The organism is Caulobacter sp. 73W, from assembly GCF_041021955.1.
Lineage (GTDB): Bacteria > Pseudomonadota > Alphaproteobacteria > Caulobacterales > Caulobacteraceae > Caulobacter.
In genome coordinates this window covers 792,196-816,780 of sequence record NZ_CP158375.1, presented here as the reverse complement: position 1 = coordinate 816,780, position 24,585 = coordinate 792,196, and the positions used below count along the sequence as shown (strand labels likewise).

The 24,585-nt window shown below is 69.9% G+C and carries 21 protein-coding genes; 9 read left to right on the top strand and 12 right to left on the bottom strand.

Going from position 1 to position 24,585, the window contains the following annotated elements:
* The first annotated feature begins 40 nt into the window (after positions 1-40).
* The 4 genes from ABOZ73_RS03875 to ABOZ73_RS03860 all read left to right on the top strand — a co-directional run bounded on the left by ABOZ73_RS03875 (position 41) and on the right by ABOZ73_RS03860 (position 4,730).
* Positions 41-1,648 (top strand): peptide chain release factor 3, encoded by a 1,608-nt coding sequence (locus ABOZ73_RS03875; RefSeq protein WP_369060882.1) that lies wholly within the window; start codon positions 41-43, stop codon positions 1,646-1,648.
* 502 nt (positions 1,649-2,150) lie between these two features.
* Positions 2,151-3,557, top strand: coding sequence for a hypothetical protein (locus tag ABOZ73_RS03870; RefSeq protein ID WP_369060880.1), 1,407 nt, complete (start codon positions 2,151-2,153; stop codon positions 3,555-3,557).
* Entirely contained in the window at positions 3,554-3,856 is a 303-nt protein-coding gene (locus ABOZ73_RS03865) for a hypothetical protein (protein ID WP_369060878.1), read from the top strand. The genes ABOZ73_RS03870 and ABOZ73_RS03865 overlap by 4 nt, the downstream gene beginning before the upstream one ends.
* Before the next feature lie 193 nt (positions 3,857-4,049).
* Positions 4,050-4,730 carry a dihydrofolate reductase family protein gene (locus ABOZ73_RS03860; RefSeq protein ID WP_369060877.1) on the top strand — a complete coding sequence of 227 codons (681 nt, stop codon included), beginning with the start codon at positions 4,050-4,052 and terminating at the stop codon, positions 4,728-4,730.
* Here the strand turns inward: ABOZ73_RS03860 and ABOZ73_RS03855 are convergent.
* From ABOZ73_RS03855 to ABOZ73_RS03835, 5 genes are all read right to left on the bottom strand, one after another.
* On the bottom strand, positions 4,727-7,078 hold the full coding sequence (locus ABOZ73_RS03855; protein WP_369060875.1) for a glycoside hydrolase N-terminal domain-containing protein: 2,352 nt from the start codon (positions 7,076-7,078) through the stop codon (positions 4,727-4,729). The two genes, ABOZ73_RS03860 and ABOZ73_RS03855, sit on opposite strands and share 4 nt — an antisense overlap.
* 115 nt (positions 7,079-7,193) lie before the next feature.
* Positions 7,194-7,958 (bottom strand): ABC transporter permease, encoded by a 765-nt coding sequence (locus ABOZ73_RS03850; RefSeq protein WP_369060873.1) that lies wholly within the window; start codon positions 7,956-7,958, stop codon positions 7,194-7,196.
* Positions 7,959-8,091: 133 nt separating this feature from the next.
* Positions 8,092-8,838, bottom strand: a complete 747-nt coding sequence (locus tag ABOZ73_RS03845) for an ABC transporter ATP-binding protein (RefSeq protein WP_369060871.1) — start codon at positions 8,836-8,838, stop codon at positions 8,092-8,094.
* A gap of 148 nt (positions 8,839-8,986) precedes the next feature.
* Positions 8,987-9,967 carry an ABC transporter substrate-binding protein gene (locus ABOZ73_RS03840; protein WP_369060869.1) on the bottom strand — a complete coding sequence of 327 codons (981 nt, stop codon included), beginning with the start codon at positions 9,965-9,967 and terminating at the stop codon, positions 8,987-8,989.
* A gap of 176 nt (positions 9,968-10,143) precedes the next feature.
* Complete coding sequence (locus tag ABOZ73_RS03835) at positions 10,144-12,231, bottom strand: ATP-binding protein (RefSeq protein ID WP_369060867.1); 2,088 nt, start codon at positions 12,229-12,231, stop codon at positions 10,144-10,146.
* Between the two features lie 668 nt (positions 12,232-12,899).
* Between ABOZ73_RS03835 and ABOZ73_RS03830 the strand changes: the two genes are divergently transcribed.
* From ABOZ73_RS03830 to ABOZ73_RS03820, 3 genes are all read left to right on the top strand, one after another.
* On the top strand, positions 12,900-13,661 hold the full coding sequence (locus ABOZ73_RS03830; RefSeq protein WP_369060866.1) for a hypothetical protein: 762 nt from the start codon (positions 12,900-12,902) through the stop codon (positions 13,659-13,661).
* A 76-nt stretch (positions 13,662-13,737) separates the two neighbouring features.
* On the top strand, positions 13,738-14,097 hold the full coding sequence (locus tag ABOZ73_RS03825; RefSeq protein WP_369062478.1) for a BlaI/MecI/CopY family transcriptional regulator: 360 nt from the start codon (positions 13,738-13,740) through the stop codon (positions 14,095-14,097).
* Positions 14,094-15,305, top strand: coding sequence for a TonB family protein (locus ABOZ73_RS03820; protein WP_369060864.1), 1,212 nt, complete (start codon positions 14,094-14,096; stop codon positions 15,303-15,305). The genes ABOZ73_RS03825 and ABOZ73_RS03820 overlap by 4 nt, the downstream gene beginning before the upstream one ends.
* Before the next feature lie 290 nt (positions 15,306-15,595).
* Here ABOZ73_RS03820 and ABOZ73_RS03815 read toward each other — a convergent pair whose 3' ends face one another.
* The 7 genes from ABOZ73_RS03815 to ABOZ73_RS03785 all read right to left on the bottom strand — a co-directional run bounded on the left by ABOZ73_RS03815 (position 15,596) and on the right by ABOZ73_RS03785 (position 23,452).
* Positions 15,596-16,264, bottom strand: a complete 669-nt coding sequence (locus tag ABOZ73_RS03815; RefSeq protein WP_369060862.1) for a DUF2306 domain-containing protein — start codon at positions 16,262-16,264, stop codon at positions 15,596-15,598.
* 24 nt (positions 16,265-16,288) lie between these two features.
* Positions 16,289-17,200, bottom strand: a complete 912-nt coding sequence (locus ABOZ73_RS03810; RefSeq protein ID WP_369060860.1) for a hypothetical protein — start codon at positions 17,198-17,200, stop codon at positions 16,289-16,291.
* Positions 17,197-18,087 (bottom strand): ABC transporter ATP-binding protein, encoded by an 891-nt coding sequence (locus ABOZ73_RS03805; RefSeq protein WP_369060859.1) that lies wholly within the window; start codon positions 18,085-18,087, stop codon positions 17,197-17,199. The genes ABOZ73_RS03810 and ABOZ73_RS03805 overlap by 4 nt, the downstream gene beginning before the upstream one ends.
* A gap of 4 nt (positions 18,088-18,091) precedes the next feature.
* Complete coding sequence (locus ABOZ73_RS03800) at positions 18,092-18,457, bottom strand: GntR family transcriptional regulator (RefSeq protein ID WP_369060857.1); 366 nt, start codon at positions 18,455-18,457, stop codon at positions 18,092-18,094.
* Between the two features lie 332 nt (positions 18,458-18,789).
* Positions 18,790-20,580: an ABC-F family ATP-binding cassette domain-containing protein gene (locus ABOZ73_RS03795; protein ID WP_369060855.1), complete on the bottom strand. Its 1,791-nt coding sequence runs from the start codon at positions 20,578-20,580 to the stop codon at positions 18,790-18,792.
* Positions 20,581-20,796: 216 nt separating this feature from the next.
* On the bottom strand, positions 20,797-21,522 hold the full coding sequence (locus tag ABOZ73_RS03790) for an alpha/beta fold hydrolase (protein ID WP_369060853.1): 726 nt from the start codon (positions 21,520-21,522) through the stop codon (positions 20,797-20,799).
* 127 nt (positions 21,523-21,649) lie between these two features.
* Positions 21,650-23,452 (bottom strand): transglycosylase domain-containing protein, encoded by a 1,803-nt coding sequence (locus ABOZ73_RS03785; protein ID WP_369060851.1) that lies wholly within the window; start codon positions 23,450-23,452, stop codon positions 21,650-21,652.
* Positions 23,453-23,759: 307 nt separating this feature from the next.
* On the opposite strand from ABOZ73_RS03785, the gene ABOZ73_RS03780 reads away from it, so the two are divergent.
* The gene (locus tag ABOZ73_RS03780) at positions 23,760-23,999 is read left to right on the top strand and encodes a DUF5808 domain-containing protein (RefSeq protein ID WP_369060849.1); all 240 of its coding nucleotides are present in this window, start codon (positions 23,760-23,762) and stop codon (positions 23,997-23,999) included.
* 36 nt (positions 24,000-24,035) lie between these two features.
* Complete coding sequence (locus tag ABOZ73_RS03775; protein WP_369060847.1) at positions 24,036-24,524, top strand: YcgN family cysteine cluster protein; 489 nt, start codon at positions 24,036-24,038, stop codon at positions 24,522-24,524.
* The last annotated feature ends 61 nt before the right edge of the window (positions 24,525-24,585 follow it).

The window sequence follows — 24,585 nt, the reverse complement described above, 5'->3', positions numbered from 1 at the left end:
GGTTCGACTTTCCGCCCCATCCGCGCTACCAGCCGCGCCCATGAGCACGCCCCTGCAGCAAGAAGCGTCCCGTCGACGCACCTTCGCCATCATCAGTCACCCTGACGCCGGCAAGACGACCCTTACCGAGAACATCCTGCTGGCCGGCGGGGCGATCCGGGCGGCGGGCGCGGTGCGGGCGCGGGGCGAGAACCGGCGGACCCGGTCGGACTGGATGAAAATCGAGCGCGAGCGCGGCATCTCCGTCTCGGCCTCGGTCATGACGTTCGACCACGACGGCAAGATGTTCAACCTGCTGGACACGCCGGGCCACGAGGACTTCTCGGAAGACACCTACCGCACCCTGACCGCCGCCGACGCGGCCATCATGGTGCTGGACGCCGCCAAGGGCATCGAGCCCCAGACCCTGAAGCTGTTCGAGGTCTGCCGCCTGCGCGACATCCCGATCATCACCTTCATCAACAAGATGGATCGGGAAGCCCAGGACCCCATCGAGCTGCTGGACGAGATCGCCTCCAAGCTCGCCCTCGACCCCGCGCCGCTGTTCTGGCCGGCGGGCTCGGGAGGCCGCTTCAAGGGCATGCTCGACATCCGCTCGGGCCAGTTCATCCCCTACGCCAAGCGCACCGGCGGCGCCCAGGACCCGGACGAGGGCCACCCCGAACCCGTCGAGTTCAGCGGCAACTCCATCAGCCGGTTCCTGGACGACGCTGAGAAGGCCGAGCTTGAGGAACAGGCCGAGCTGGTGGCCAGCGGCTATGCCGAGTTCAACATCCAGTCCTTTCTCGAAGGCCACATGACGCCGGTGTTCTTCGGCTCGGCCCTGCGCCACTTCGGCGTCGCCCAACTGCTGGCCGGCATCGGCGCCTACGCCCCCGCGCCCAAGACCATGAAGGCCGAGAAGGCCGGCGCCGAGGCGGCGGTCGAGCCGAGCGACAAGGAGGTCACCGGCTTCATCTTCAAGGTCCAGGCGAACATGGACCCCAACCACCGCGACCGCATCGCCATGCTGCGCCTGACCAGTGGCAAGTTCACCCGCGGCATGAAGCTGAAGGCCCAGAACACCGGCCGCCAGATGAGCGTCAACGCGCCGATCATGTTCTTCGCCTCCGACCGCGAGCTGGCGGAAGACGCCTATGCCGGCGACGTCATCGGCATCCCCAACCACGGGGTCCTGCGCGTGGGCGACAGCCTGAGCGAGAGCGGCCTGCTGCGCTTCGCCGGCCTGCCCAACTTCGCCCCCGAAATCCTGCGCCGCGTCCGCGTAAAGGACCCGCTGAAGGCCAAGCACCTGAAGAAGGCCCTGGAAGGTCTGGCGGAGGAGGGGGTCACCCAGCTTTTCCGCCCCGAGATCGGCGCCGACTTCATCGTCGGGGCCGTCGGCCAGCTGCAGTTCGAGGTCATGGCCGACCGCCTCTCCAACGAATACCAGCTGGACGTGATCTTCGAAGCCGCCCCCTTCGCCGAAGCCCGCTGGCTCGGCGGCGACAAGGCCGACATCGAGGACTTCGCCGGCAAGCACAAGATGGCCATGGCCCGCGACATCGACGACCAGCCGGTGTTCCTGGCTAAGTCCTCCTGGGAGATCGGCTACGTCGGCGAACGCTTCCCGAAGGTGCGCTTCGAGCGGACGAAGGAACGGGGCTGATAGACCCCTCTCCCTCGATGGAAGAGGGGCAGGGGGCGAGGGTGATTACGGCCGTTCCGCCCTTGCGTGCCGTGCGTCCTTCGAGACGCAGGCTTCGCCAGCTCCTCAGGATGACGAATTCAGTTAGACACAAGGCTCGTCATGCTGGGGAGCGCGACAGCGCGTCTCGAAGCACGCAACCGCCGCATCACCCTCATCCCCGACCCTTCTCCCATCAAGGGAGAAGGGGGTGTCTCCAACTGAGACAACACCTCTCCCGCGTTAAGACTTCCGCGCCTCAAAAGTTAACGCGACGCCGTTCGAATTCCCGTGAAATGCGGCTTCTGACCGCAAATCATGGTTAATGAATTCAGCGTTCCGCATTCATTCTGATTATTTATAGTTAACGCGGGATTTGTTAAGCTTAATGACTTGTTAAAATTCGCGGACCCGGTTTTGCTCCTAGGGCGTTGACCCCTCGTCGGCTGTTCCGACGTGGGACAACTTGAGCGGAGCGGACGCGATGTTCGAATTTCGTCGTGAGTGGAAACGGGTCTTCGGTCCCGCGGCGCGCAAGGCCGCCGGGGCGTCGTTCCAGGCGCCGCGTGACGGCTTCACCGGCGGGGACGCCTCGCTGCTGGAGCTGCTCGACATCGACATGCTGAGCGCCGAGGCCCGCAGCGCCGACATCGGCGCGGGCCGCGTCAGCACCAAGGACAAGGGCACCCGTCTGATCGAGGCCGCCGTGATCTGGCGCGAAGTGGCCCGCCGCACCGGCGACGTCGCCGCTCTGCGCAAGGCCGCCGCCCAGGCCGAAGCCGCCGTGAAGACCCTGGACGCCGAGCGCCGCGCCAAGGACGCCGCCCGCGCCCGCTGCGAACAGGCCGCCTGCGCCATGCTGGGCGCCGAGCTGTTCGGCGACGAGGGCCTCAACGCCGCCGCCGAGGCCGTGCTGTCCAAGGCCCGCAGCGCCGGGGCAGGGGCCGACGCCCAGGCCTCCGCCCTGATCGCCGGTCTCGACGGCCGCCGCGCCCTGGGCGCCGGCACGCCGGGCGCGGTGCTGATCGCCGCCCGCGCCTATGATGAGCCCCTGGCCGCCCTCGACGTGCAGGGCCGCCGCAGCCCCGCCGCCCGCCTGGCCGCCGCCGAGCACCGCCTGACCCGCGCCGACCTGCTGATCGGCTGCGCCGGCCAGCGCGCCGAGCCGACCCTGCTGGACCGCGCCATGGAGACCCTGGACGCAGCCGGCGCCGGTCTCGATCCGGCCTATGAGCCCCTGACCCTGGCCCGCATCGCCATGGCCCGCGGCTCGGCCCAGGCCCTGCTGGGCGAGATCCTGTTCGACACCGCCCTGATGGCCGAGGGCGTCGAGACCCTGGTCCAGGCCGCCAAGGACTTCGGTCCCGAGCAGAGCCCGCTGGACTGGGCGCGCGGCCAGATCCTGCTGGGCGGCGCCCTGCAGATCCTGGCCGAGGCGACCACGGCCGAGCACCTGTTCGAGCAGGCGGTCACCGCCTTCGACCGGGCCCTGGCCCTGCTGAAGAACTGCCCGACCCTGCCGCTGCGCGCGGCCGCCGCCAACAACCGCGCGGTCTGCCTGGCGCGCTGCGCCGAACTGACCGGCGACCTGACCGTGCTCGACGTGGCCGAGGCCGGCCTGCGCATCGAGCTGGTCGGCGGCTCGCCCCGCAAGGACCCCATCGCCTGGGCTGTCACCCAGATGAACCTCGCCCGCCTCTACGAGGCCCGGGCCGAGATCACCGGACGGGACGAAGGCCGTCTCGACGCGGCCGCCACGGCCCTGGCCACGGCCTTCGACGTCTTCGCCGAATATGGCGCCCGGTCGATGACCGACCTGGCCGCCCAAGGGCTCGAGCGGCTGCGCGCCGCCCGGACCGACAAACAAGTTCAATCGGGAGTGAAACATTGATCGCGTCGCTTATCCTCGCCGCCGCCGCTGTTCTGGCGCCGGCCCAGTCGACCCCCACCGAAGCCCGCGTGCAGAAGGTCAGCGAGCCGACCATGGCGGTCGCCCTGCTGTCCTGCGTCATCCAGCGTGACGGCGCCCTGCAAGGCTGCAAGGTGATGGCCGAGAGCCCGTCCGAGATGGGTGTGGGCGAAGCGGCCCTGATGATGTCCTCGCAATACCGCCTCGACCCGCTGGGCCCCGACGGCCGCCTGCGCACCGGCGAAGTGGTGGAGATCCCGATCCAGATCCGGATCAAGTAACCAAGAGGATATCCCTCTCCCTTGATGGGAGAGGGGCAGGGGTGAGGGTGTCTACGCCCGTTCCGCCGCGACCGGCCCGACCGCACCATCACCCTCATCCCACCCCTTCAAGGGAGAAGGGGTTTTTATTTTTGGGGTTGTCGGACCCCCGCATCCTCATCCGTCCTTGGCTCAAATCCACTGGAGAACACCCATGCGTCGGATCATCATCGGAGCCTTCACCAGCCTGGACGGCGTCATGCAGGCGCCCGGCGGGCCGGAGGAGGATCCCACCGGGGGCTTCCGGTTCGGCGGCTGGGGGACCCAGCACTGGGACGAGACCCTGAACGGCGCCATGGGCGAGCTGTTCGGGCGTCAGTTCGACCTGCTGCTGGCCCGCCGCACCTACGACATCTTCGCCGCCCACTGGCCCTTCGTGCAGAAGGACCCGGCCGCCGCCGACTATGACGCCGGGACCGCCGAGATGGGCGACAGCTTCGACCGCATCAACAAGTACGTCCTGACTTACCGGCCGCAGAGCCTGGACTGGGTCAACAGCCACGGCCTTTCCGGCGCCGACGGCATCCGCAAGCTGAAGGCTGGCGACGGTCCCGACCTGATCGTCCAAGGCAGCACCGAGCTGATCCAGCTGCTGCTGGCCGAGGGGCTGGCGGACGAGCTGCGGGTGCTGGTCTTCCCGCTGCTGCTGGGCAAGGGCAAGCGCCTGTTCGGCGACGCGATCGCGCCCGCCAACCTGAAGATGACGAGCTCGAACGTGTCCGACAGCGGCGTGATGCTGGCGACCTACATCCCCGACGGCGAGGTGGTCACCGGCTCCTTCGCCATGTCCGAACCGAGCGTGGCGGAGCTGGAGCGGCGGAAGAACCTGAGCTAGCTCGCGGCCAACACCCCATCCACCAGCCGCACCGTCCGCGCCTCGCCCCGCCGCAGGTTCAGCGTCAGCACCTTCTCGGCCAGCACCACCTTCTGCGGTCCGTCCGCCCCGGCCTTCAGCACCGCCCGGTCCAGCGTCCCGTCGCGCCACCAGATGTCCACCCCCAAGGCCCCTCGGGCCTTGAGGCCGACCATCGAGCCGGTCGGCCAGGCCGAGGGCAGGGCGGGCAGCAGGTGGACGGCGCCGTTGCGGGACTGGAGCACCATCTCGACCATGCCCGAGGTCCCGCCGAAGTTGCCGTCGATCTGGAACGGCGGGTGCGCGTCGAACATGTTGGGATAGGTCCGCTCCGGCCCCATCAGGGCCTGCAGGATGCGGTGCGCCCGGTCCCCGTCGCCCAGCCGCGCCCACAGGTTCAGGCGCCAGGCGATGGCCCAGCCGGTGGACAGGTCGCCCCGCGTCTCGAGGGTCTTCCTCGCGGCGGCGGCCAGGTCCGGGGTGGTGTCGATGCTGATCTGTTCGGACGGATAGAGGCCGTACAGGTGCGAGACGTGGCGGTGCTGCTGCTCGGGCGCGTCGGCGTCCCAATCCTCCAGCCATTCCTGAAGCTGGCCCTGCTTGCCGATCCTGTAGGGGGCCAGCTTGTCCCGCGTAGCCGCGAACTCGGCGGCCAGAGCCGGGTCGCGGTTGAGGATGCGGGCGGCGGCGATGGTGTTGTCGAACAGGTCGCGGATGATCGCCTGGTCCATGGTCGGGCCGGCCGCCAGGGACGAGCCGTGGCCGTGGTCGTTCTCGGGCGAGATCGACGGGCTGGTGACCAGCCGCCCGCTCTTGGGATCGACCACCAGGGTGTCGACGAAGAACAGGGCCGCGTCGCGCAGGATCGGATAGATGTCCGCCAGATAGGCCCGGTCGCGGCCATAGTCGTACCGGTCCCACAGGTGCTTGCACAGCCAGGCCCCACCGGTCGGCCAGACCCCGTACTTGGCCCCGTCGATGGGCGCGGTCGCCCGCCACAGGTCGGTGTTGTGGTGGGCCATCCAGCCGCGCGCGCCGTACATGGCCTTGGCTGTCCGGGCGCCGGTGACCGACAGGTCGCGGACCATGGCGACCAGGGGCGCGGCGCATTCGGACAGGTCGGTCGGCTCGGCCGGCCAGTAGTTCATCTCGGTGTTGATGTTGATGGTGAACTTGCCGCCCCAGGGCGGGGTCATGGAGTCGTTCCATAGCCCCTGTAGGTTGGCCGGCTGGCCGCCGGGGCGGGAGCAGGCGATCAGCAGATAGCGGCCGTACTGGAAGTACAGGGCCGATAGGGCCGGGTCGTCCACGGTCGGCGACAGGCGGATGCGCTCGTCCGTCGGGCGCTGGGCGGCGGCGTTGGTCCCGAAGTCCACGGTCACTCGGCGGAACAGGGCGCGGTGGTCGGCCTGGTGCGCGGACAGCAGGGCCGGCCACGGCTTGCGCGCCGCCTTGTCCAGGCGCTGGCGGTCGGCGGCGACCGGATCGCCGGAGACGTCGTCGAAGCGCCTGTAGCTGGTGCCCGCCGCGATCAGCAGCAGCACCTCGTCGGCGCCGTGGACGGACAGGGTCTTGTCCCCCGCCGCAACCTTGCCGCCCGGGGCGATGGCGCGGACGCGGCAGTCCACCTTCAGCGCCGCCTCAAGCCCGTGGTGGGCGCCGTTGGTCCCGGTCAGGACCAGGGTGTCGCCCTCGACCGACACGGTGGAGGGCAGGGGGCTGGCGAAGGCCAGGTCCACCGAGATCGCCCCCGGCTTGTCGGCGGTCAGCCGTACGGCGACCACCTGATCGGGGGCGCTGGCGATCACCTCGCGCTGGAACTCGACGCCGCCATGGGTGAACCGCACGCGGCTGACGGCGCCGTCGATATCCAGCTCTCGGACATAGCCGTCCGCCGTCTCCGGCAGGTCGGGGAAGGTCAGTTTCAGGTCGCCCAGGGTCTGGTACGACATCTGCCGCAGGGGCTTGGCCATGAACCTGGCGTTGGCCAGGACGGTCGCGCCCGCATGGTCGCCGGCCTCGATCAGGCGGCGGATCTCGGGCAGGGCGCCGGCAGCCTCCGGGTTCACCGGATCATACGGCCCGCCGCCCCACAGGGTGTTCTCGTTCAGCTGTAGCCGCTCGACCGCCACGCCGCCGAACACCATGGCGCCCATGCGGCCGGAGCCGACGGGCAGAGCCTCGGTCCACACCTTGGCCGGCTGGCGATACCACAGGCGTTGGGCGCCGGGCGTCTGGGCGCCGGTTGTTTGGGCGAAGGCGGTCAGCCCCATTCCCGACAGGGCGGTCGCGGCCGACAGGGCTTGCAGGGCGGTGCGGCGGGTCAGCATGGCGTCTCCTCGATACGGCCTCGCCTTCGCGGCGATGTTATCGCTACCATCGCAGGCGCGGACAGGCGGCGAAACCCCTGTCGGATAAGGATCGCCGTTCTTCAGGCGCGCGGGCCTAGCGGCCCCGCCACCACAGCAGGGCCTTCTTCTCGACCACCTGCAGCAGGGCGTGCAGGAACGCGCCCATCAGGCCCAGCAGGGCGACGGCGGCGAACATCTTGGCGGTCTGCAGGCGGTTGCCGGCCTCCAGGATGCGCCAGGCCAGGCCCTGCGATCCGCCGGAGCCGGCCACGAACTCGGCCACCACGGCGCCGATCAGGGACAGGCCGGCGGCGACCTTCAGCCCCTCCAGCAGATGCGGCGCCGCCGAGGGCAGCTTGAGCCGCAGCAGCCTTTGCAGCGGGGTGGCGCCATATAGGGCGAACAGCCGCGACAGGTCCGGGTCCGCGGACTTCAGCCCGGTGAGGGCGCCAGAGAAGATGGGGAAGAACGCCACCACCACGGCCAGGGCGGTCACCGCCCGCTCGGGATGCGACACCCCGGCCCAGATCACCACCAGGGGCGCGATGGCCACCACGGGGGTCACCTGCATAAGCACCGCCAGGGGCGTCACCGCCCGCTCGACCGTGCGGCTCAGCGCCGTGACCAGGGCCAGGGCGCAGGCGATGGCGGCGGCGATCAGCAGGGCGATCAGAGCCATGGACAGGGTGGTCCAGGCGCTGGCCGCCAGACTGCGCCAGTCGCCGATCAGGGCCGCCAGCACGGCGGAGGGCGGCGGCAGGAAATAGGCCGGAATCTCCAGCAAGCGGCAGGCGATCTCCCACCCCGCCAGCAGCAGGGCGGCCAGGATCACCGGGGCTAGGGCGCGGATGAAACTCATTCTCCCTTTCCCTTGATGGGAGAGGGGCGGGGGTGAGGGTGACCACGGCCGTTCCGCCACACCGCCGTCCGCCGCCGCAACACCCTCATCCCCGACCCTTCTCCCATCAAGGCAGAAGGAGGCTTGCTTCGGATCATGCCATGGCCTCCGCCAGCTGGTCCGAGATGCATTCCACCGCCTGGCGGAAGTCGGGGCAGGCGCGCCAGCCGGCCGGGTGCGGCCAGTCGCCGGGCAGGCGGGTCTCGCCGACGATGCGGCCGGGGGCGCTGCTCAGCACCACCACGCGCTCGGCCATGTAGACGGCCTCCTCGACGCTGTGGGTGACGAAGACCATGGCGGGCTGCAGCTCGCCCTGCAGGGCCAGGACGTCGTCGGCCAGGGCCCGGCGGGTGATCTCGTCCAGGGCCGCGAAGGGCTCATCCAGCAGCAGCAGGCGCGGCTTGACCGCCAGGGCGCGGGCGAGGGAGACGCGCATGGCCATGCCGCCCGACAGCTGGCACGGGCGGGCGGCGGCGGCGTCCCTCAGGCCGACGCGGTCCAGGGCCTTGATCGCCTTGGCGCGGGCGGCGGCGCGGGGCGCGCCCGACAGCTCCAGCGGCAGGGCGACATTGGCGGCGGCGTCCAGCCACGGGGCCAGGGTCGGCGCCTGGAAGACGACGGCGGTCTCGCCCTTGGCGACCTGGCGGCTGACGGTCCCGCGGGTGGGGGCCTCCAGCCCGGCCAGCAGCCGCAGCGCCGTGGACTTGCCGCAACCGGACGGGCCGACCAGGGCGATGCGTTCGCCGGACGTGATGGTCAGGTCGATGGGCCCGAGCGCTCGGCCGCGCTTGGGGTAGTCGACTTCGACCTGGGCGAGCGAAGCGATCATGTGCGCGGTCATTCACCTCTCCCCGCTTGCGGGGAGAGGGTAGGGTGAGGGGCTTTCGGCGACAGGGTTTGAACGCCATTCGCGGGCTGAGGCTCAGCGGCCCCCTCACCCTTACCCTCTCCCCCTAAGGGGGCGAGGGGACGCGCGGCGGGCTTCCCCCTCACTTCACCCCCGGCAGCAAATCCAGCGTGTACGCCGCCTTGTAGTTCAGGTCCTTGGCATAGACTCCCTGGCTGGCCGCGACGTCGAAGAAGGTCTTCCAGCGTTCGTCGGTCATGGCGCCGATGGGTTCGCCGACGATGGCGTAGGCCCGCATCTTGGCGCGGGCCTGTTGCAGGATGTCGGGGGTGATCTCGGGATTGTCCTTGATGATCAGGGCGTCGCCCGGGGCCGCGTCGCCGAACAGGTAGGAGCGCCAGCCGGCGGCCGAGGCGTCGTTGAAGGCCTTCACGGCCTGCGGGTTCCTGGCGATCAGGCTGTCGGGGGCCAGGACCATGGCCGCGTAGCCGGGGAAGCCTTCGTCAGCCAGCAAGAAGACCTGCGGGTCGAAGCCGGCGACCTTCTTGATCGTATAGGGCTCGCTGGTCAGGTAGCCCTGCTGGACCACGCGCTTGTCGGCCAGGAACGGGGCGGAGTTGAAGTTGTACTTGCGCACCTGCTCGTCGGTGTAGCCGTACTTGGCGCGCAGCCAGACCCAGAAGGCGGTGGTCGAGGCGTCGGACAAAAGGGTGGGGCGGCCCTTGAGGTCGGCCAGGCTGTTCAGCCCCTGGTCCGGGTGGGCGATCAGCACCTGGGGGTCCTTCTGCATGAAGGCGGCGACGGCTTTCACCGGGGCCTTCTCCTGCGCCAGGTTCAGGACGATGAAGCTGTTGGAGCCCATGCCCATCTCGACCGCGCCGGCGGCGACCAGCTGGGGCACGTTCACGCCTGGGCCGCCCTGGATGATGGTCACGTCCAGGCCGCGCTTGGCGTACTCGCCCGTGGCCAGGGCCTGATAGAAGCCGCCCTGTTCGGCCTGGGCCTTCCAGTCGGTGGCGAAGCGGATGGCGGTGCGGCCGTCCGCCGGCGCGTCGGATTTCGGCGAGCAGGCCGCCAGGGCCAGGACGGCCAGGGCCGCGATCATCAGGCCAACACGCTTCATCGACGAACCCCTCCCATGTTCGCGGGGGAGGTTAGGGGATGGGGCATGGCCTTGGAACCCCTCTCCCTTGATGGGAGAGGGGCAGGGGGGAGGGTGACAACGGCTGTTCCGCCGCACCGTCGTCCTCCGCCGGATCACCCTCATCCCCGACCCTTCTCCCATCAAGGGAGAAGGGGCTAGGCCGCCTGCGCTCTTACCGCTGTCCAGCGGCCCACCTTGGCGAACAGGTCCTCGCGGCGGATGGGTTTGGCCACGTGGTCGACCATGCCGGCGTCAACGCAGCGGGCGACGTGCTGGGGCAGGGCGTCGGCGCTCATGGCGATGATCGGGATGTGGGCGGCCGGGCCGTCCAGACCGTGGATGACGCGGGTGGCGGTCAGGCCGTCCATCCCGGGCATGTGGACGTCCATCAGGATCGCGTCGTAGGGCCGGGCGGCCGCCAGGGCGACGGCCTCCTCGCCGCCCTCGGCGGTATCGACGATGCAGCCGGCGGCGGTCAGCAGGGCGGCGCCGACCTCGCGATTCATGGGATGGTCGTCGACCAGCAGCAGGCGCGTGCCCGTGAGGTCGAATGTGACCTGCGCGTCCACGGCGCGCGCGGAGGCCTGGGCGGTGGTCCGGGCGCGGCCCTCGATCCAGAAGGTGGAGCCCTGGCCCAGGGTGCTGACGACGCCGATGCGGCCCCCGACCATCTCCATCAGGCCCTTGCAGATGGCCAGGCCCAGACCCGAGCCGCCATAGGAGCGGCTGACCGAGCTGTCGGCCTGGGAGAAGCGGCGGAACAGGGTCTCCTGGGCGGCGGGGGCGATGCCGACGCCGGTGTCGATCACCTCCACCCGGATGTCGTCGACGCCGGGCTTCAGGGTGGTGATCTTCAAGCGCAGGGTGACCGAGCCGGCGGCGGTGAACTTGATGGCGTTGTTCAACAGATTCAGCAGCACCTGGCGGGCGCGGCGGTCGTCGATGAGGTGGGCATGGCCGACCGGACCGTCGTATTCCAGGCGCAGGTCCAGACCCTTGGCGCGGGCGTCGGCGGCGACGATGGCGGCGGCGTCCTCGATCAGGCGGCGCATGTCGGTGGGACGGGTGTCGAGCTCGATCTGGCCGGCCTCCATGCGCGAGAAGTCGAGCACGTCGTTGACCACGGTCAGCAGGGACTCGCCCGACTGGTCGATCAGGCGCAGCTGGCGCTGGACGTCGGCGGGCAGGTCCTGGCGGTCGCTGAGCAGGCGGGTGAAGCCCAGGATGCTGTTCAGGGGCGTGCGCACCTCATGGCTCATATTGGCCAGGAACTGGCTCTTGGCCTCGTTGGCGGCCTGGGCCTTGGCGCGGGCGGCGCGGGCGATGCGGTCGCGCCGCACCAGCAGACGGCGCAGGGAGGCCTGCTTGGACAGCTCCAGCGCCGCGGCGAGGGAGGTGATGAAGACGGTGACGATGAACAGGTGCAGCACCTGCAGCCGATCCACCAGGGCCCAGCGGTCGTTCAGCAGGGCCGGCGCCGCGCCCTGCAAGGTCATGGGCAGGGCCACGGCGGCAACCACGGCCGCGCCGAAGGCCGCGCCGCGCGGGCCCAGTCGGAAGGTGGTCAGGATCAGGGCCGGGAAGATCAGGAACGACAGGGGCGAGGTCGGCTGCAGGAAGGCCAGGAACACCACCCCCGCCAGGCCGGCGTAGAAGGCCAAGTGCTCGCCCAGGGCGCGCTGGAAGGCGCGGTTGTGGCGCGCGTCGAGGACGACCATGGTCGCCGGCAAGGTCAGGCAGACGCCCAGCAGGTCGGCGAAGAACCAGATGCGGAAGGAGATGAAGAACTCCCGCCCGAAGAACAGCACATTGGCCAGCCCAGCCAGCGCACCCGTCGCCGCCACCGCCGGCGCGCAGGCGAAGGCCAGCAGGATGATGACGTCGCGGATGCTCTTGAGGCGTAGGGACGAAGCGCAGAACCGGCGGGCGAACCACACCGCCAGCAGCACCTCAATCAGGTCCAGGCCGGGATAGACGATCATCGCCTTCAGCGACCGGCCGGTGAACAGGTCGACCATCACGTCGCCGATCAGCGACAGGACCACCATCAGCACGCCCCAGCGGGGGCGCAGGGTCAGCAGGCCGCCGACCAGCAGGCCGTTGGCCAGCCAGATGGTCGGCACGCCGGTCACGTCGTTGATGACCTTGGTCAGGATGGCGCAGACGATGAAGACCGCCGCCAGTGCGCACGCGCCGGCCGCCTGATCCCGGTCTTCCTTCTGCAGATCGACCCCAAAGGCCATGGCTGCGCGCCCCCTTCTTTCGGGGGGAACAATGACTCCGAAAGGGCGCCGGGCGGTTAACATGCCGACGTTTTGGGAGCGCGGGGCGAAGATCGCGAAGGGAGCGGACGGCACAGCAGCCCAAATGAGCAAGGGGGCGGCGCTTCCGGTCGCCCGGCGGCGTCGCCCCCTTAACCCAGGCCCCGTGAAAGGCCTGCACCGAGAGGGGGCTGCTTCAGGAGGCGGTCGCCGCGTCGCCCAAGGGCGTCTTGGTCTCCATCTCGAAGTCCTTTCCTTCAGAAGCCGGGTTCCGTTCAGGGTCGCCCCTGGCAGGTCCTTGCTTTTTCCGGTCCGGCTGGCGGTTTCGAAGTCTCCGGGTCGCCCCGTCGTCTCCGGCTCCGTCAGCGCCTCTCGACGGGTTGACTGTGAGCCTGGACCGGGTATGTAGCAACCGCCCAAAACTGCGCCGCTGTGCAGGACTCGGTGCGCAAGCTGTGGAAAAGGCGGGGAAATTTCGCCGATTTCCAAATCCGTCCAAAAGCTTAACGTTATCCACAGCTTTGCTTTGGCGCGTCTTTGGCCGTCTGTGCGGACCCGTTCGGCCAGCCTCGCTGCAACCCCTGATCGCCGAAGGCTTTGACGACACCCCAGGCCGTCGGCATGGTTCGGGCAGGGGTTGGAGGATTTCCATGTTCAAGCAGGCTCTCGTCGTCCTCGCCGCCGCCGCGATCGCGGCGCCCGCCCTGGCCGCGCCGCCGCCGGAGCTGAGCGACCTGATCGGGGCGCGGGGCGCGGGCGGGGAGACCCAGATGCTGGCCCGGGGCTATGTGAACACCGGCGGCGAGAAGACCGGCGGCGCCAGCTGGACCTACTGGTGGAAGGCGGACGGCAGGACCTGCGTCGGGGTGGTCACGTCCGACGGCCGCTATCAACGGATCGACCGCATGGACGCCAACCGCTGCGGCAAGGGCGGCGGCTCCAACACGGGGGCGGTGGTGGCGGGAGTGGCCGTGGCCGCCCTGCTGGGCGCGGCGATCGCGGCTCACCACGACAAGAACCACGAGGACGGCCGCCACTACGACGACAGCCGCGACGCCCAGTACGAGCGCGGCTATCAGGACGGGGTCCATGACGGCCAGTTCCTGAACTACGAGTACGACGCCGACTATTCGTCCGGCTACGCGGCGGGGCAGCGCGAGCGGGACAACCGCCTGGGCTCCAGCCGCTACGCCTATGGCGAGGCGCGCAAGGGACCGTGGCGGGGGGACGTGATGTCCGCCTGCGCCCGCGAAGCCGACCGCCGCTGGGACCTGCCGCCGGGCGCGACCAGAGCGATGAGCGCCAGCGCCATGGCCAACGGGACGATCTACCTCGTCTCGCTGAAGGCCGGGTACAAGAGCGGGACCTGCGAGGTGACCGACAAGGGCGCGGTGCTGTTCGTGAGCAAGTGAGCCTCTCCGCTTCAAGGAGGGATTGACTCTAACGTTTACGCGCGTAATCGTTTGGTCGATTACGGATGTAAACGCCATGAATATCACTAGCGCCGAAGCCTTGATCATGGACGCCTTGTGGCGTCGTGAGCCCCTCAGTGCGGAGGACATTGTCGCCGACGTAGCCGCCCAAGGGTGGAGCGAGGCGACGGTGAAAACCTTTCTCAACCGCCTTCTGAAGAAGGGGGCCATCGCCGCTTCGTCAGAAGGGCGCCGGTACCTGTACCGCCCCGTTCTGCAGCGAACCGATTTCGTCGATGCCGAAAGCCAGGGCTTTCTGGAGCGCATGTTCGACGGCCGCCTGGCGCCTCTGGTCAGCCATCTGTCGGAACGCCGAAAGCTGACGGCCGAAGACGTGGCCGAACTGAAGCGCCTCATCAACGAGCTCGAGCCATGATCGACGACCTGCTGACCGGCCTGCTGTCCGCCAACCTGGCCGCCGCGGCGGCGATCGGAGTGGCAGCCCTGCTGCGGCGGCCGGTGCGCCGACGGTTCGGGGCGCAGGCGGCCTATCGTCTGTGGATCGTCCCGGTGCTGGCGGCGGTCGGCGCCCTGGTCCCCGCCGAGCCGGGGGAGGGCGCGGCGGCGGAGCTCATGCTGACCACCGCCGACGCCGCCGGGACGGTCCTGAAGACCGCCGTCGACGCCGGGGTCGATCCAGGCTTCTGGCTCGCCGCGCTGTGGGCGGCTGGAGCGGTCGCGGCGGCGGGCCTGCTGGCGTGGCGGCAGGGGCGGTACGTGCGGATGCTCGGGACCCTGACGCCCTTGCCGGAGCGGCCGCACCTGCTGGTCTCTCAGTCCAGCACGGCCGGCCCGGCCCTGGTGGGCGCCCTGCGTCCGCGCTTGATCCTGCCCGCCGACTTCGAGGGGCGTTTCGGTCCGGCCGAGCAGGCGGTGATCATCGCCCACGAGGAGGCCCACCTGCGGGCGGGCGATCCGCTGATCAACGCCGTGGCGGCCGCCGTCCAGTGCTTGGCATGGTTCAACCCCGCCGTCCATCTGGGCGTCCGGCTGCTGCGCATCGACCAGGAGTTGGCCTGCGACGCCGCAGTCCTGGCCGCGCGCCCAGGCGTTCAGCGGCTCTATGCCGAGACGTTGCTGAAATCCCAACTCGCCGATCAGCCCCTGCCTTTGGGCTGCCACTGGCCGACATCGGCCCAACATCCGCTGAAAGAGAGGATCGCCATGTTGAAGTCTCCGAGTCCCGCATTCGGCCGCCGTCTGGCCGGTCTCGCCCTGGTTGGCGGTCTGGCCGCCGCGGCCGCCTGGGCCGCCTGGGCCGCCGCTCCGGCCGAGCCGCAGCTGATCACGGCGCCCGACTGGATCAGCCGCCCGTCCGGCTCGGACATCGCTGCCTTCTACCCCGCCGCCGCCAAGGCCAAGGGCCAGGCCGGAAAAGGGCTGATCGAATGCCGTATAACCGCGGAGGGTACGCTGAACGCCTGTTCCGTGGTGCGCGAGGAACCGCTTGATGCAGGTTTCGGTCCCGCCACTGTGGCGCTGGCGGAGAAGTTCCGCATTGCGCCGATGAGTAAGGATGGCGTCGCCACGATCGGCGGCAAGATCCGTATCCCTGTGATGTGGCGCGCGCCGGGCGTGCAGTAGGCTGCCTTCCGAAGCGCATGCTAGAGGGGGTGCTAGCTGGGGTTCAGAAGAGGGGCCCTGCCTGACATGGTTGCTCCCCCGTACGCTTCGCTACGGGGCAGGAGAGAGCCTCCGTCGTCCCGCTCGTTGTGCCCAACTCCGTCATCCTCGCCCTTGTGGCGAGGAGCCAGAAGCGGCTGAGGTTCAGAAGGGGGCGGTGCGGTGGTCAGCGCCCTGAATCCCCTTTCGGCGCGGGGTCTCTGGGTCCTAGGCACAAGGCCTAGGATGACGGAGGTTTGGTTGGCTTGGGCCTATGCCGCGACCGCCGCCGCGATCCGCCGGCGCTTCGGCCAGGTGCGCTGGGCCAGCCAGAACAAGGTCGCGCCGAGGGCGGCCAGGGCGGGGATTCCCACCACGGCGGTGCCCTGGATGATCCTGGGCAGGTACTCCTGCTGGCCGACGAAGAAGGCCATGACCGAGACGGTGAAGGCGACGCCCATGCGCCAGAGGTGGCGGGCCACGCGGCCGTTGGGCGTCAGGCCGCCGGCGCGGATCATGCGTACGTCGCAGATCCCGGCGATCAGGGCGACGGCGGCGAAGATGTTGGCGATCTGGGAGCCGCCGATGCCGATCGCGATCCACAGGGCGGCGGCGAGGATGCCAACCGGTGCGGCGAGGGCGACGGCCTCGAAGCGGCCGACTTGGCCCGGGCGGCGGCGGGCGGCGACCCAGGCGGTGGCCACCAGGTAGAAGGTGAAGACCCCGGCGATGGTGTTGGTCCAGCGGCCGCTCTCGCGGAAGGGGGCGATGATCGCTCCGGCGCCGGCCATGATCAGCATGGAGACGAAGAACACCCGCCCCGCCAGGCGGTGGACGCGGGCGCCCTTGCGCGAGGCCATGGAGAACAGGCCCGAGGCTAGGCCGACGGCGCCGGCGGCGATGTGGATCGCCAGGAGCACGGACTGAAGACGCGGGTCCATGAGTGTTTCCCCCTCTCGGTTCGGTCAGTTCGGTTCGCGCAGGCGGCGCATGCGCACGGCGCCTTCGAACAGCAGGGCGGCGAGGACGAGGCCGATCCACAGGTTTGGGTCGGCAATCATGCGGGCCACGGCGATGTCCTGGAGGCCGCGCAGGGGCGTCTCGCCCTGGCCGCCGATGCTGACGGCGTGGGCGAGGCCGCCCATCAGCCGGGTGTTGAGGAAGCTGAAGAAGTGGCTGGTGTCGAAGACCATCCGCTCCAGCACGCCCAGCATGACCGGCGGGATCACCGCCCACAGGAAGGTCGCTCGACGCGCCCAGGCAGACACCAGCATCAGCCAGGCGATGACCGGGGCGTGCCATAGGGCCATGTAGGGCAGGCTGATCGCCATCGCAGTCCACATGAAGCCAGGGAAGCCGTGGACCCACAGCGGGCCGGGGTTGTTGTTCCAAACCAGCATGGCGATCGTGCCCCAGGCCAGCATGGCCAGGTGGGCGGAAACGGCGACCGCGAAGACCGCCAGGGGCTGGACCACCATGGGCACGGCGGCCTTGGCCAGGACGGCGATGCGGTCGGACACCGGCAAGGACTTCCAGAACAGAATGCTGCGGTCGCGGCGCTCGCCCTGCAGGCAGGTCAGGCAGTAATAGGCGCCGGACAGGGCGGCGGCGATGAACGCCCCGGCGCAGGCCACGGCGTAGGGCAGCATCAGGCTGCTGGTGGAGCCGCCTGCCTCGGCGCGATGGACCCGGTTGGGCAGACCGAAGGAGCCCAGCACGAAGCCCAGCAGGACCAGGGCGGCGACGGCGGCGGGGGCGACCCAGATAGCCCGATGCTCCCACAGCTCGCGCTTCAGCGACCAGTAGAAGGGGCGGACCTTCTGGGCCGTGGAGGCGGCCGGCGTGGGTGCGATGAAGTCGGCGTCGAGGCTGCTCATGCCGCCCTTCCTTTCTTGTCGAGGCGGGCTTTCGTATCGAAGCGCGGAGCGATCTTGGCGACAAACAGGTCGGCCAGGCCCGGGGTGCGGACCTCGCCCAGCTTGGCGAGGGCGGCGCGGTCGGCGCCTTCGAAGATCATCAGGCTGCGGCCGAACACTTGACGTTCGTGCAGGGGCGCCAGGGCGCGGGCGGCGTCGGCCTTTTCCGAGCCGACCAGCAGCTCGGCGAAGCGGCTCTCCAGCGCCTCCATGCTGCTGTCGAGGACCACCTGGCCGCGGTCGATGAAGGCCACGTCGGTGAGGATGTGCTCGATCTCGTCCACCTGGTGGGTGGAGACGACGATGGTGCGGCCGCCGTCGAAATAGTCGTTCAGCAGGCTGTCGAAGAAGGCCTTGCGGTAGAGGATGTCGAGGCCCAGCGTCGGCTCGTCCAGCACCAGCAGCTTGGCGTCCACGGCCATGACCAGGGAAAGGTGCAGCTGGGCGACCATGCCCTTGGACAGCTCGCGAACGCGGCCGGTGGAGGCGATGCTGGTGCGGGCCAGGAAGGCCTCGGCCTTGGCGCGGTCGAAGCGGGGATGGACCCCCTGCATGTAGTCGAGCGCCTGGCTGACCTTCATCCAGCGGGGCAGGACGGCGACGTCGGCGATGAAGCAGACCTGCTCCATCAGGGCGCCGCGCTCCTTCCACGGATCGAGGCCCAGGACCTTGAGCGAGCCGTCGAAGGGAATGAGGCCGAGCATGGCCATCAGAGCCGTGCTCTTGCCCGCGCCGTTGGGGCCGATCAGGCCGAGGATGCGGCCCTCCTCGACGGTCAGCTGGAAGCCGTTGAGCGCGGTGGTCTTGCCGTAGTGCTTGAAGACGCCGCGCGCCTCGATGCAGGCCATCGGATCAGTTCCCCTTGGGCCGGGCGCGGGCGCCCAGCAGGTCTTCGGCCAGGCCGAGGCGACGGATGGTCGCCTCGATCGTGGGCCATTGGTCGGTGAGAAAGCGCCGGCGCTCGGCGTCGAGCAGCAGCTCGCGCGCCCCGGCGTTGACGAACATGCCCAGGCCCCGGCGCTTCTCCACCAGGCCGTCGTCGGCGAGCTGCTGGTAGGCCTTGAGCACGGTGAGCGGATTGACCCGGCTGTCGGCCGCGACGGTGCGCACCGACGGCAGCGGCTCGCCGGCCGCCAGGTGCCCGTCGAGGATCATGGCGACCACGCGGTCCCTGATCTGCCGCCAGATCGGCTGGTTATCGCTCCACTCGGAGTCCATGGGCTTTCGGGGCAAGGTTGATGTGGCGGTGTTATAGTGAGGTATAACAGTGTGGCTGGCAAGGGGGCGTGATTGATTCCCCTCCCCACGTGTGGGGAGAGGGTAGGGTGAGGCGTTTGAGAGGTTCCGCTTACGAAGGCTTCGCCGGTTGAAGCGCCGTTGCCCCCTCACCCTTACCCTCTCCCCCGCAAGCGGGGGCGAGGGGATAGGAAGGGCAATGCGTCCTTCGAGACGCGGCCCATCGGCCGCTCCTCAGGGTGACGGATTTAGTTGCAACAAAGGTGCGTCATCCTGAGGAGCGCGATAGCGCGTCTCGAAGGATGCAGGGCGGATCAGCCCGCCGCCAGCGCTTCCCGCTTCTCTTCCAGCTCCAGCCATTCCTCTTCAGCGGCCGCCAACTGAGCCCGCGCGGCGTCGGCGGCTTTCATGGTCTTGTCGAAGAGGACGGGGTCGCGGGTGTAGAGGTTGGGGTCGCTTAGCTTTTCATCGAGCAGAGCGATGTCGCCCGGCAGCTTGGCGACCAGGGCCTCCAGCTCCTCCAGGCGGCGCTGGTCCTTGTAGGACAGCTTCACGGACTTCTTCGGCTCGGCGCGGGCCGCGGGCGCGGCCTTGGGCGCGGTCGGCGCTGACGGGCGATCGAAGAAGCCCGGGTTCTGGCGCATGAAGTCGGACCAGCCGCCGGGGGTCTCGACCGCGCGGCCGCGGCCGTCGAGGGCGATGGTCGAGGTGGCCAGGCGGTCGATGAAGTCGCGGTCGTGGCTCACCAGGATCAGGGTGCCGTCGAAGTCGGCCAGCAGGTCCTCGAGCAGGTCGAGGGTGTCCATGTCCAGGTCGTTGGTGGGCTCGTCCAGGATCATCAGATTGGCCGGATTGGCCAGGGCGCGGGCCAGTTGCAGGCGGTTGCGCTCGCCGCCGGACAGGCTGGCGACCGGCTGACGCAGCTGGTTGTCGCGGAACAGGAATTCCTTGGCGTAGGCCGCCACGTGGCGGGGCGAGCCGCGCACCAGCAGCTGGTCGCCGCCGCCCGGGGCCAGGATCTCCCACAGGGTCTCGTCGCCGGAGAGGGCGGCGCGGGATTGGTCGAGATAGGCGACGTCGAGGCCGGAGCCGAGCTTCACCTCGCCTGAGTCCACCGGGACCTCGCCCAGCAGCATCTTCAGCAGGGTGGTCTTGCCGGCGCCGTTGGGGCCGACGATGGCGACGCGGTCGCCGCGCAGGATGCGGGTGGAGAAGTCCTTCAGCAGGACGCGGTCGCTAAAGGCCTTATTGATCTTCTTGGCCTCGATGACCCGCTGGCCGCCGACGCCCGAGGATTCCAGGCCCATGGACAGGGTCCCGCGCTGGTCCTTCAGGCGCTCGGTCTTCTGCTGGCGCATGTCCATGAGACGGCGGCGGCGACCCTCGTTGCGGGCGCGGCGGGCGGTGACGCCTCGGGCCAGCCAGTGGTTCTCGCGCTCGATGGCCTTGTCCAGGCGACGGGCCTCGTCCTCCTCGGCCGCCTGGATCTGGTCGGACCACTCGTCGAAGGCGCCGAAGCCCTTGTCGAGGCGGCGGACCTTGCGGTGCTCCAGCCAGAAGCAGCGCTGGGTGACGCGGGTCAGGAAGGCGCGGTCGTGGCTGATGATCAGGCAGGCGGCGCGGCAGGCGAGAAGCTGCTCTTCCAGGATCTGGATCGCGAAGATGTCCAGGTGGTTGGTCGGCTCGTCCAGCAGCAGGACGTCAGGCTGCTCGGCGAAGGCGCGGGCCAGGGCGGCCTTGCGGGTCTCGCCGCCCGACAGGCCCTGCGCGGACTTGGCGGGATCGAGGCCGAAGGCCTGGAGAGCGGCTTCCGCCTCATAGTGCGTGGCGCCGCCGGCGGTGGCGTAGTCCAGCAGGGTGGCGCCGTCGATCGGCGGCTCCTGGGCGACGACGCTGATGCGGGCGCCGGGGGTGACGGACCGCTCGCCGGCGTCGGCCTCGACCAGGCCGGACAGGATCTTCAGCAGGGTCGACTTGCCAGCCCCGTTGCGGCCGACCAGGCAGGCGCGGGCGCGCGGCTCCAGCGACAGGTCCACGCCGTCGAACAGCATCTTGGCGCCGTCGGCGAGACGGACGTCTTTCAGGGCGAGGACGGGGGGACGCATGGGCGGTGGCGGACTTTCGGCGGGCGAGGAGGAGGGGTGTCTACAGCATACGGGCGGCGGAGGGGAGGCGGAGAAGGTCTCTATCTCCTCCCTTGCGAAGCGGGGGAGGGGGACCGCCCGAAGGGTGGTGGAGCGGGCGTGACCGGGCTCATTGCCGGCGGTCGCCCCCTCCACCGCTTCGCGGTCCCCCTCCCCCGTAAACGGGGGAGGAGATTGTCAGGCGCCTTTGAGGAACCCCACCACCCCCTCGATCGCCTCGGGCTGCAGGATCGCGCCCAGGTGATCCCCTGGGGTGGACAGGAAGGGCAGGCCGTTGGCCGTCGCGAAGGCCTGGCTGGGGTTGTGGTAGGGGTCGCCCTGGCCGCCCCACAGCAGGACCGGGAAGCCGCCGGTCAGCACCGCGTCGGCGGCGCCGTCGAGATAGGCCAGGTTGTCGAAGCAGGCGCGGATGGCCGGCTCGACCTGGGGCGTCACCCAGCCGACCAGGGCGGGGGCGACGCTGCGCGAGAAGGCCATGAAGACGTCGAAGGTCAGGGTTCCGCCCGGCATGCGCGGCACGCCGTTGACGAGGTCCCACCCGCCGACGGTGAGCGAGGCGAGGCGGCCGGGGTGATGCTTGGCAACGCCCACCGACATCCAGGCCCCCATGGAGTAGCCGATCAGGTGGGCGCGTTCGGCCCCCAGGTCGTCGATCACCGCCACGATGTCGCCGGCCCGCTGTTCCTGGACATAGAGGGCGGGGTCGGTGGGGCCGTCGCTGGACCCGTGGCCGAGGCTGTCGATGCAGGCGACCCGGAAGGCGGCGGCGGTGAGCGCGTCGATGAAGCCGTTCGTCTTCCAGCTGGCGGCGCTCATGAACAGGCCGTGCTGGAGAACGACCAGCGGGCCGGACCCCTCGACCGTGTAGTGGATGCGCTGACCGCGATGGGTGACGTGGGGCATGGGGCTAGGCTCTCCCCTTCCCCCTTGATGGCGGAAGGGTCGGGGATGGGGGTGATGCGGCGGGGGACGATAATGGCTAAACGGCCGATGTCACCCCACCCAACCCTCCCCCATCAAGGGGGAGGGCTCAACGCGCCCGATACGCTCGCATCATCACCGCCCGCCACAGCCCCGCTGGCGCGTCGCCTCCGGTCACCCCGTCCAGCGGGCGGTTGCGGTCGTCCCCCATCCACACCCCGGCGGTGAAGTCCGGGGTGAAGCCGAGGAACCAGGCGTCGCGGTGGTCCTGGCTGGTGCCGGTCTTGCCGGCGGCGGGGCGGTCCAGGCGGGCGCGGGTTCCGGTGCCGTGGTCGATGACGCCGGCCATCATGCCGACCATCTGGGCCGACAGGCCGGGGTCGTAGGCGCGGATGCGGATCGGCTGGTGGCGATGTAGCACGCGGCCGTCGGCGGCGGTGACCTGGGCGACGGTCCAGGGGCGGGTCTGGAAACCGCCGCGGGGGAAGACCGAATAGGCGCCGGTGAGCTCCAGCAGGGTGACCTCGTAGCTGCCGAGCGCCACCGACAGGTTCGGGTCCTGCGGCAGGGTGGTGAGGCCGAAGCGGCGGGCCAGGTCGGCGATGGCTTTGCCGCCCGTATCCTGGGCCAGGCCGACGGCGACGGTGTTGAGGGAGCGGGCCAGGGCGTCGGCCACCGTCACCTCGCCGGCATAGCGGTGGCTGTAGTTCTCGGGCGTCCAGCCGGCGATCTCGATCGGCTCGTCATAGCGGCGGTCGCCGGGGCGAACCCCGTCCTCCAGCGCCGCCGCATAGACCAGGGGCTTGAAGGCCGATCCGGGCTGGCGGCGGGCGACGGTGGCGCGGTTGAAGGCGGCGGGGGTGTAAGTGCGGCCGCCGACCAGGGCGCGGACCGAGCCGTCGGCGGCCAGGACCGCCACGGCCCCCTGCCGCCGGGCGGGCAGGCTGGCGCGCAGCAGGGCGGCCGTATCGGCCTGGAGCGCGGGGTCGAGGGTGAGGCTGACGGTCATGTCCGCGTCGGGACGGCCGACCAGGCGGCGGGCCTCGGCGGCGGCGAAGTCCAGCGCCCAGCCCAGGTCGCCGTCGTGCGGCTTGCGGGCCAGGGCGATGCGGGGCGGGTTGTCGGCGGCGTCGGCTCGTTCGGTTTCGGTGATCCAGCCCTCGCGCCGCATGCGGTCGAGGACCAGGCGGGAGCGCTTGAGGGCATCTTCGCGCGCCTCGGTCGGCATCAGGCGCGAGGGAGATTGCGGCAGGGCGGCGAGGAGGGCGGCCTGGCTGAGGGTCAGGTCGGCGGGGGCGCGGCCGAAATAGACGCGGCTGGCGGCGGACAGGCCATAGGCGCTCTCCCCGAAATAGATGCGGTTCAGATAAAGGCCGAGGATCTGGTCCTTGCCGTGCGACCGCTCGATCGCGCGGGCGAGGATCGCCTCCTGCACCTTGCGCTTCAGGGTGCGGGCGGGGCGGTCGAACTGCCCCTTGGCCAGCTGCTGGGTGAGGGTGGAGCCACCCTCCTCGACCTTGCCGGCCCGGGCGTTGACGAAGGCGGCGCGCAGCAGGCCCCGAAGGTCGACCCCGTCATGGTCGTAGAAGCGCCGGTCTTCGGCCGCCAGGAAGGCGCGGACCACATGCGGCGGCAGGGCGGCGGCGTCGATCCGCGCCCCGACGATGGGGCCGCGCGTGGCCAGGAGGTTCCCGTTCCGGTCGATGAGGCGCAGGGCGGCGGGCCGGCCATGGACGATGAGCCCCTCGTCATCGGGAAGTTTCGGCAGGTCGCGCAGGAACCAGGCCCAGAAGATCAGGGCGCCGAGGAGGACGCCCGCGCCGGTCGCGGCGGCGGCGAGGGTGAGCGCCGGCCGGTCGCGGAGGAAGGCGCGGAGGGGGGCGGTCAGGCGCTGGCGGGGGGAGGGCTCCATGGGTGCGGGGAGCTTAGGTGCGGGGATGGGTGGAAGGCTATCCCCTTGGGGTTTGGGTTTCGCCTCTCCCCCTCAGGGGCAGAGTGCTGGGTGAGGGGGCGCTGAGGTTCCGCTGGCAAGGTCTCACGAACGGAACCGCCGCAGTCTCACCCTTACCCTCTCCCCACGGGTGGGGAGAGGGTATGGTCGGCCGGATTTGAAACCCCATTCCACCCCTGCGGCGTTGAGGGCGGACAAGGGTGCTTTCCTGCGTTCGCGGAGGGGAATAACGTCCTGAGCCAGAAGAAGAAAACGGGGAGGCGAGGCCTTGCAGAGCGATGTGGACGTCCACTGGCGCGAGCCGCGGAACTGGGGCGCATGGGGGCTGTACTTCGCGCCCGACGACCAGCGGCTGTGGGTGCCCAAGCGCGAGCCCGGCATGGGCTGGACGGTGAACCTAGCGCATCCCAAGGGCGGGCCGATCCTGATCAGCATGCTGCTGGCGCCGGCGGTGCTGTCGATGCTGGTCATCGCCCTTGTCCACGGGACGGGTGCGGCGTGCGGGTAGGGGACAAACGGAACGCGGTGGGCTATCTCCCCGCGCATGTCGCCTAAGCCGTCAACGCGTCCGTTCTGGGAATACAAGCGTCTAGAGCAGATGACTGTCCCCGAGTGGGAGAGCCTGTGCGACGGGTGCGGGCTGTGCTGCCTGGTGCGGTTCGAGGACGAGGAGACCGAGGAGGTCATCCCGACGCGGGTCCACTGCAAGCTGTTCGACAGCGAGAAGTGCAGCTGCAAGGACTATCCGAACCGCAAGGATTACGTCCCCGACTGCATCAAGCTAACGCCGTACAATATCGAGGACTTGCAGTGGATGCCGCCGTCCTGCGCGTACCGGCGCCTGCATGAGGGCAAAAACCTGCCAGCGTGGCACCCGCTGGTAACCGGCGACCCCGAGAGCGTCCACAAGGCCGGCGTGTCGGTGCGCGGCCAGACGGTAACCGAAGAGGCCCTGGACGACCCGGAGGACGCTCTGGACTTCGCCGCGTGGGACCTGAACCGGGACAAGGGAGATGAGGCGTACGAGGGGTAGGGTCTTCTGCTCCGCTGTGAAGCGGGGGAGCGGGACCGCTCGAAGGGTGGTGAAAGGGGCG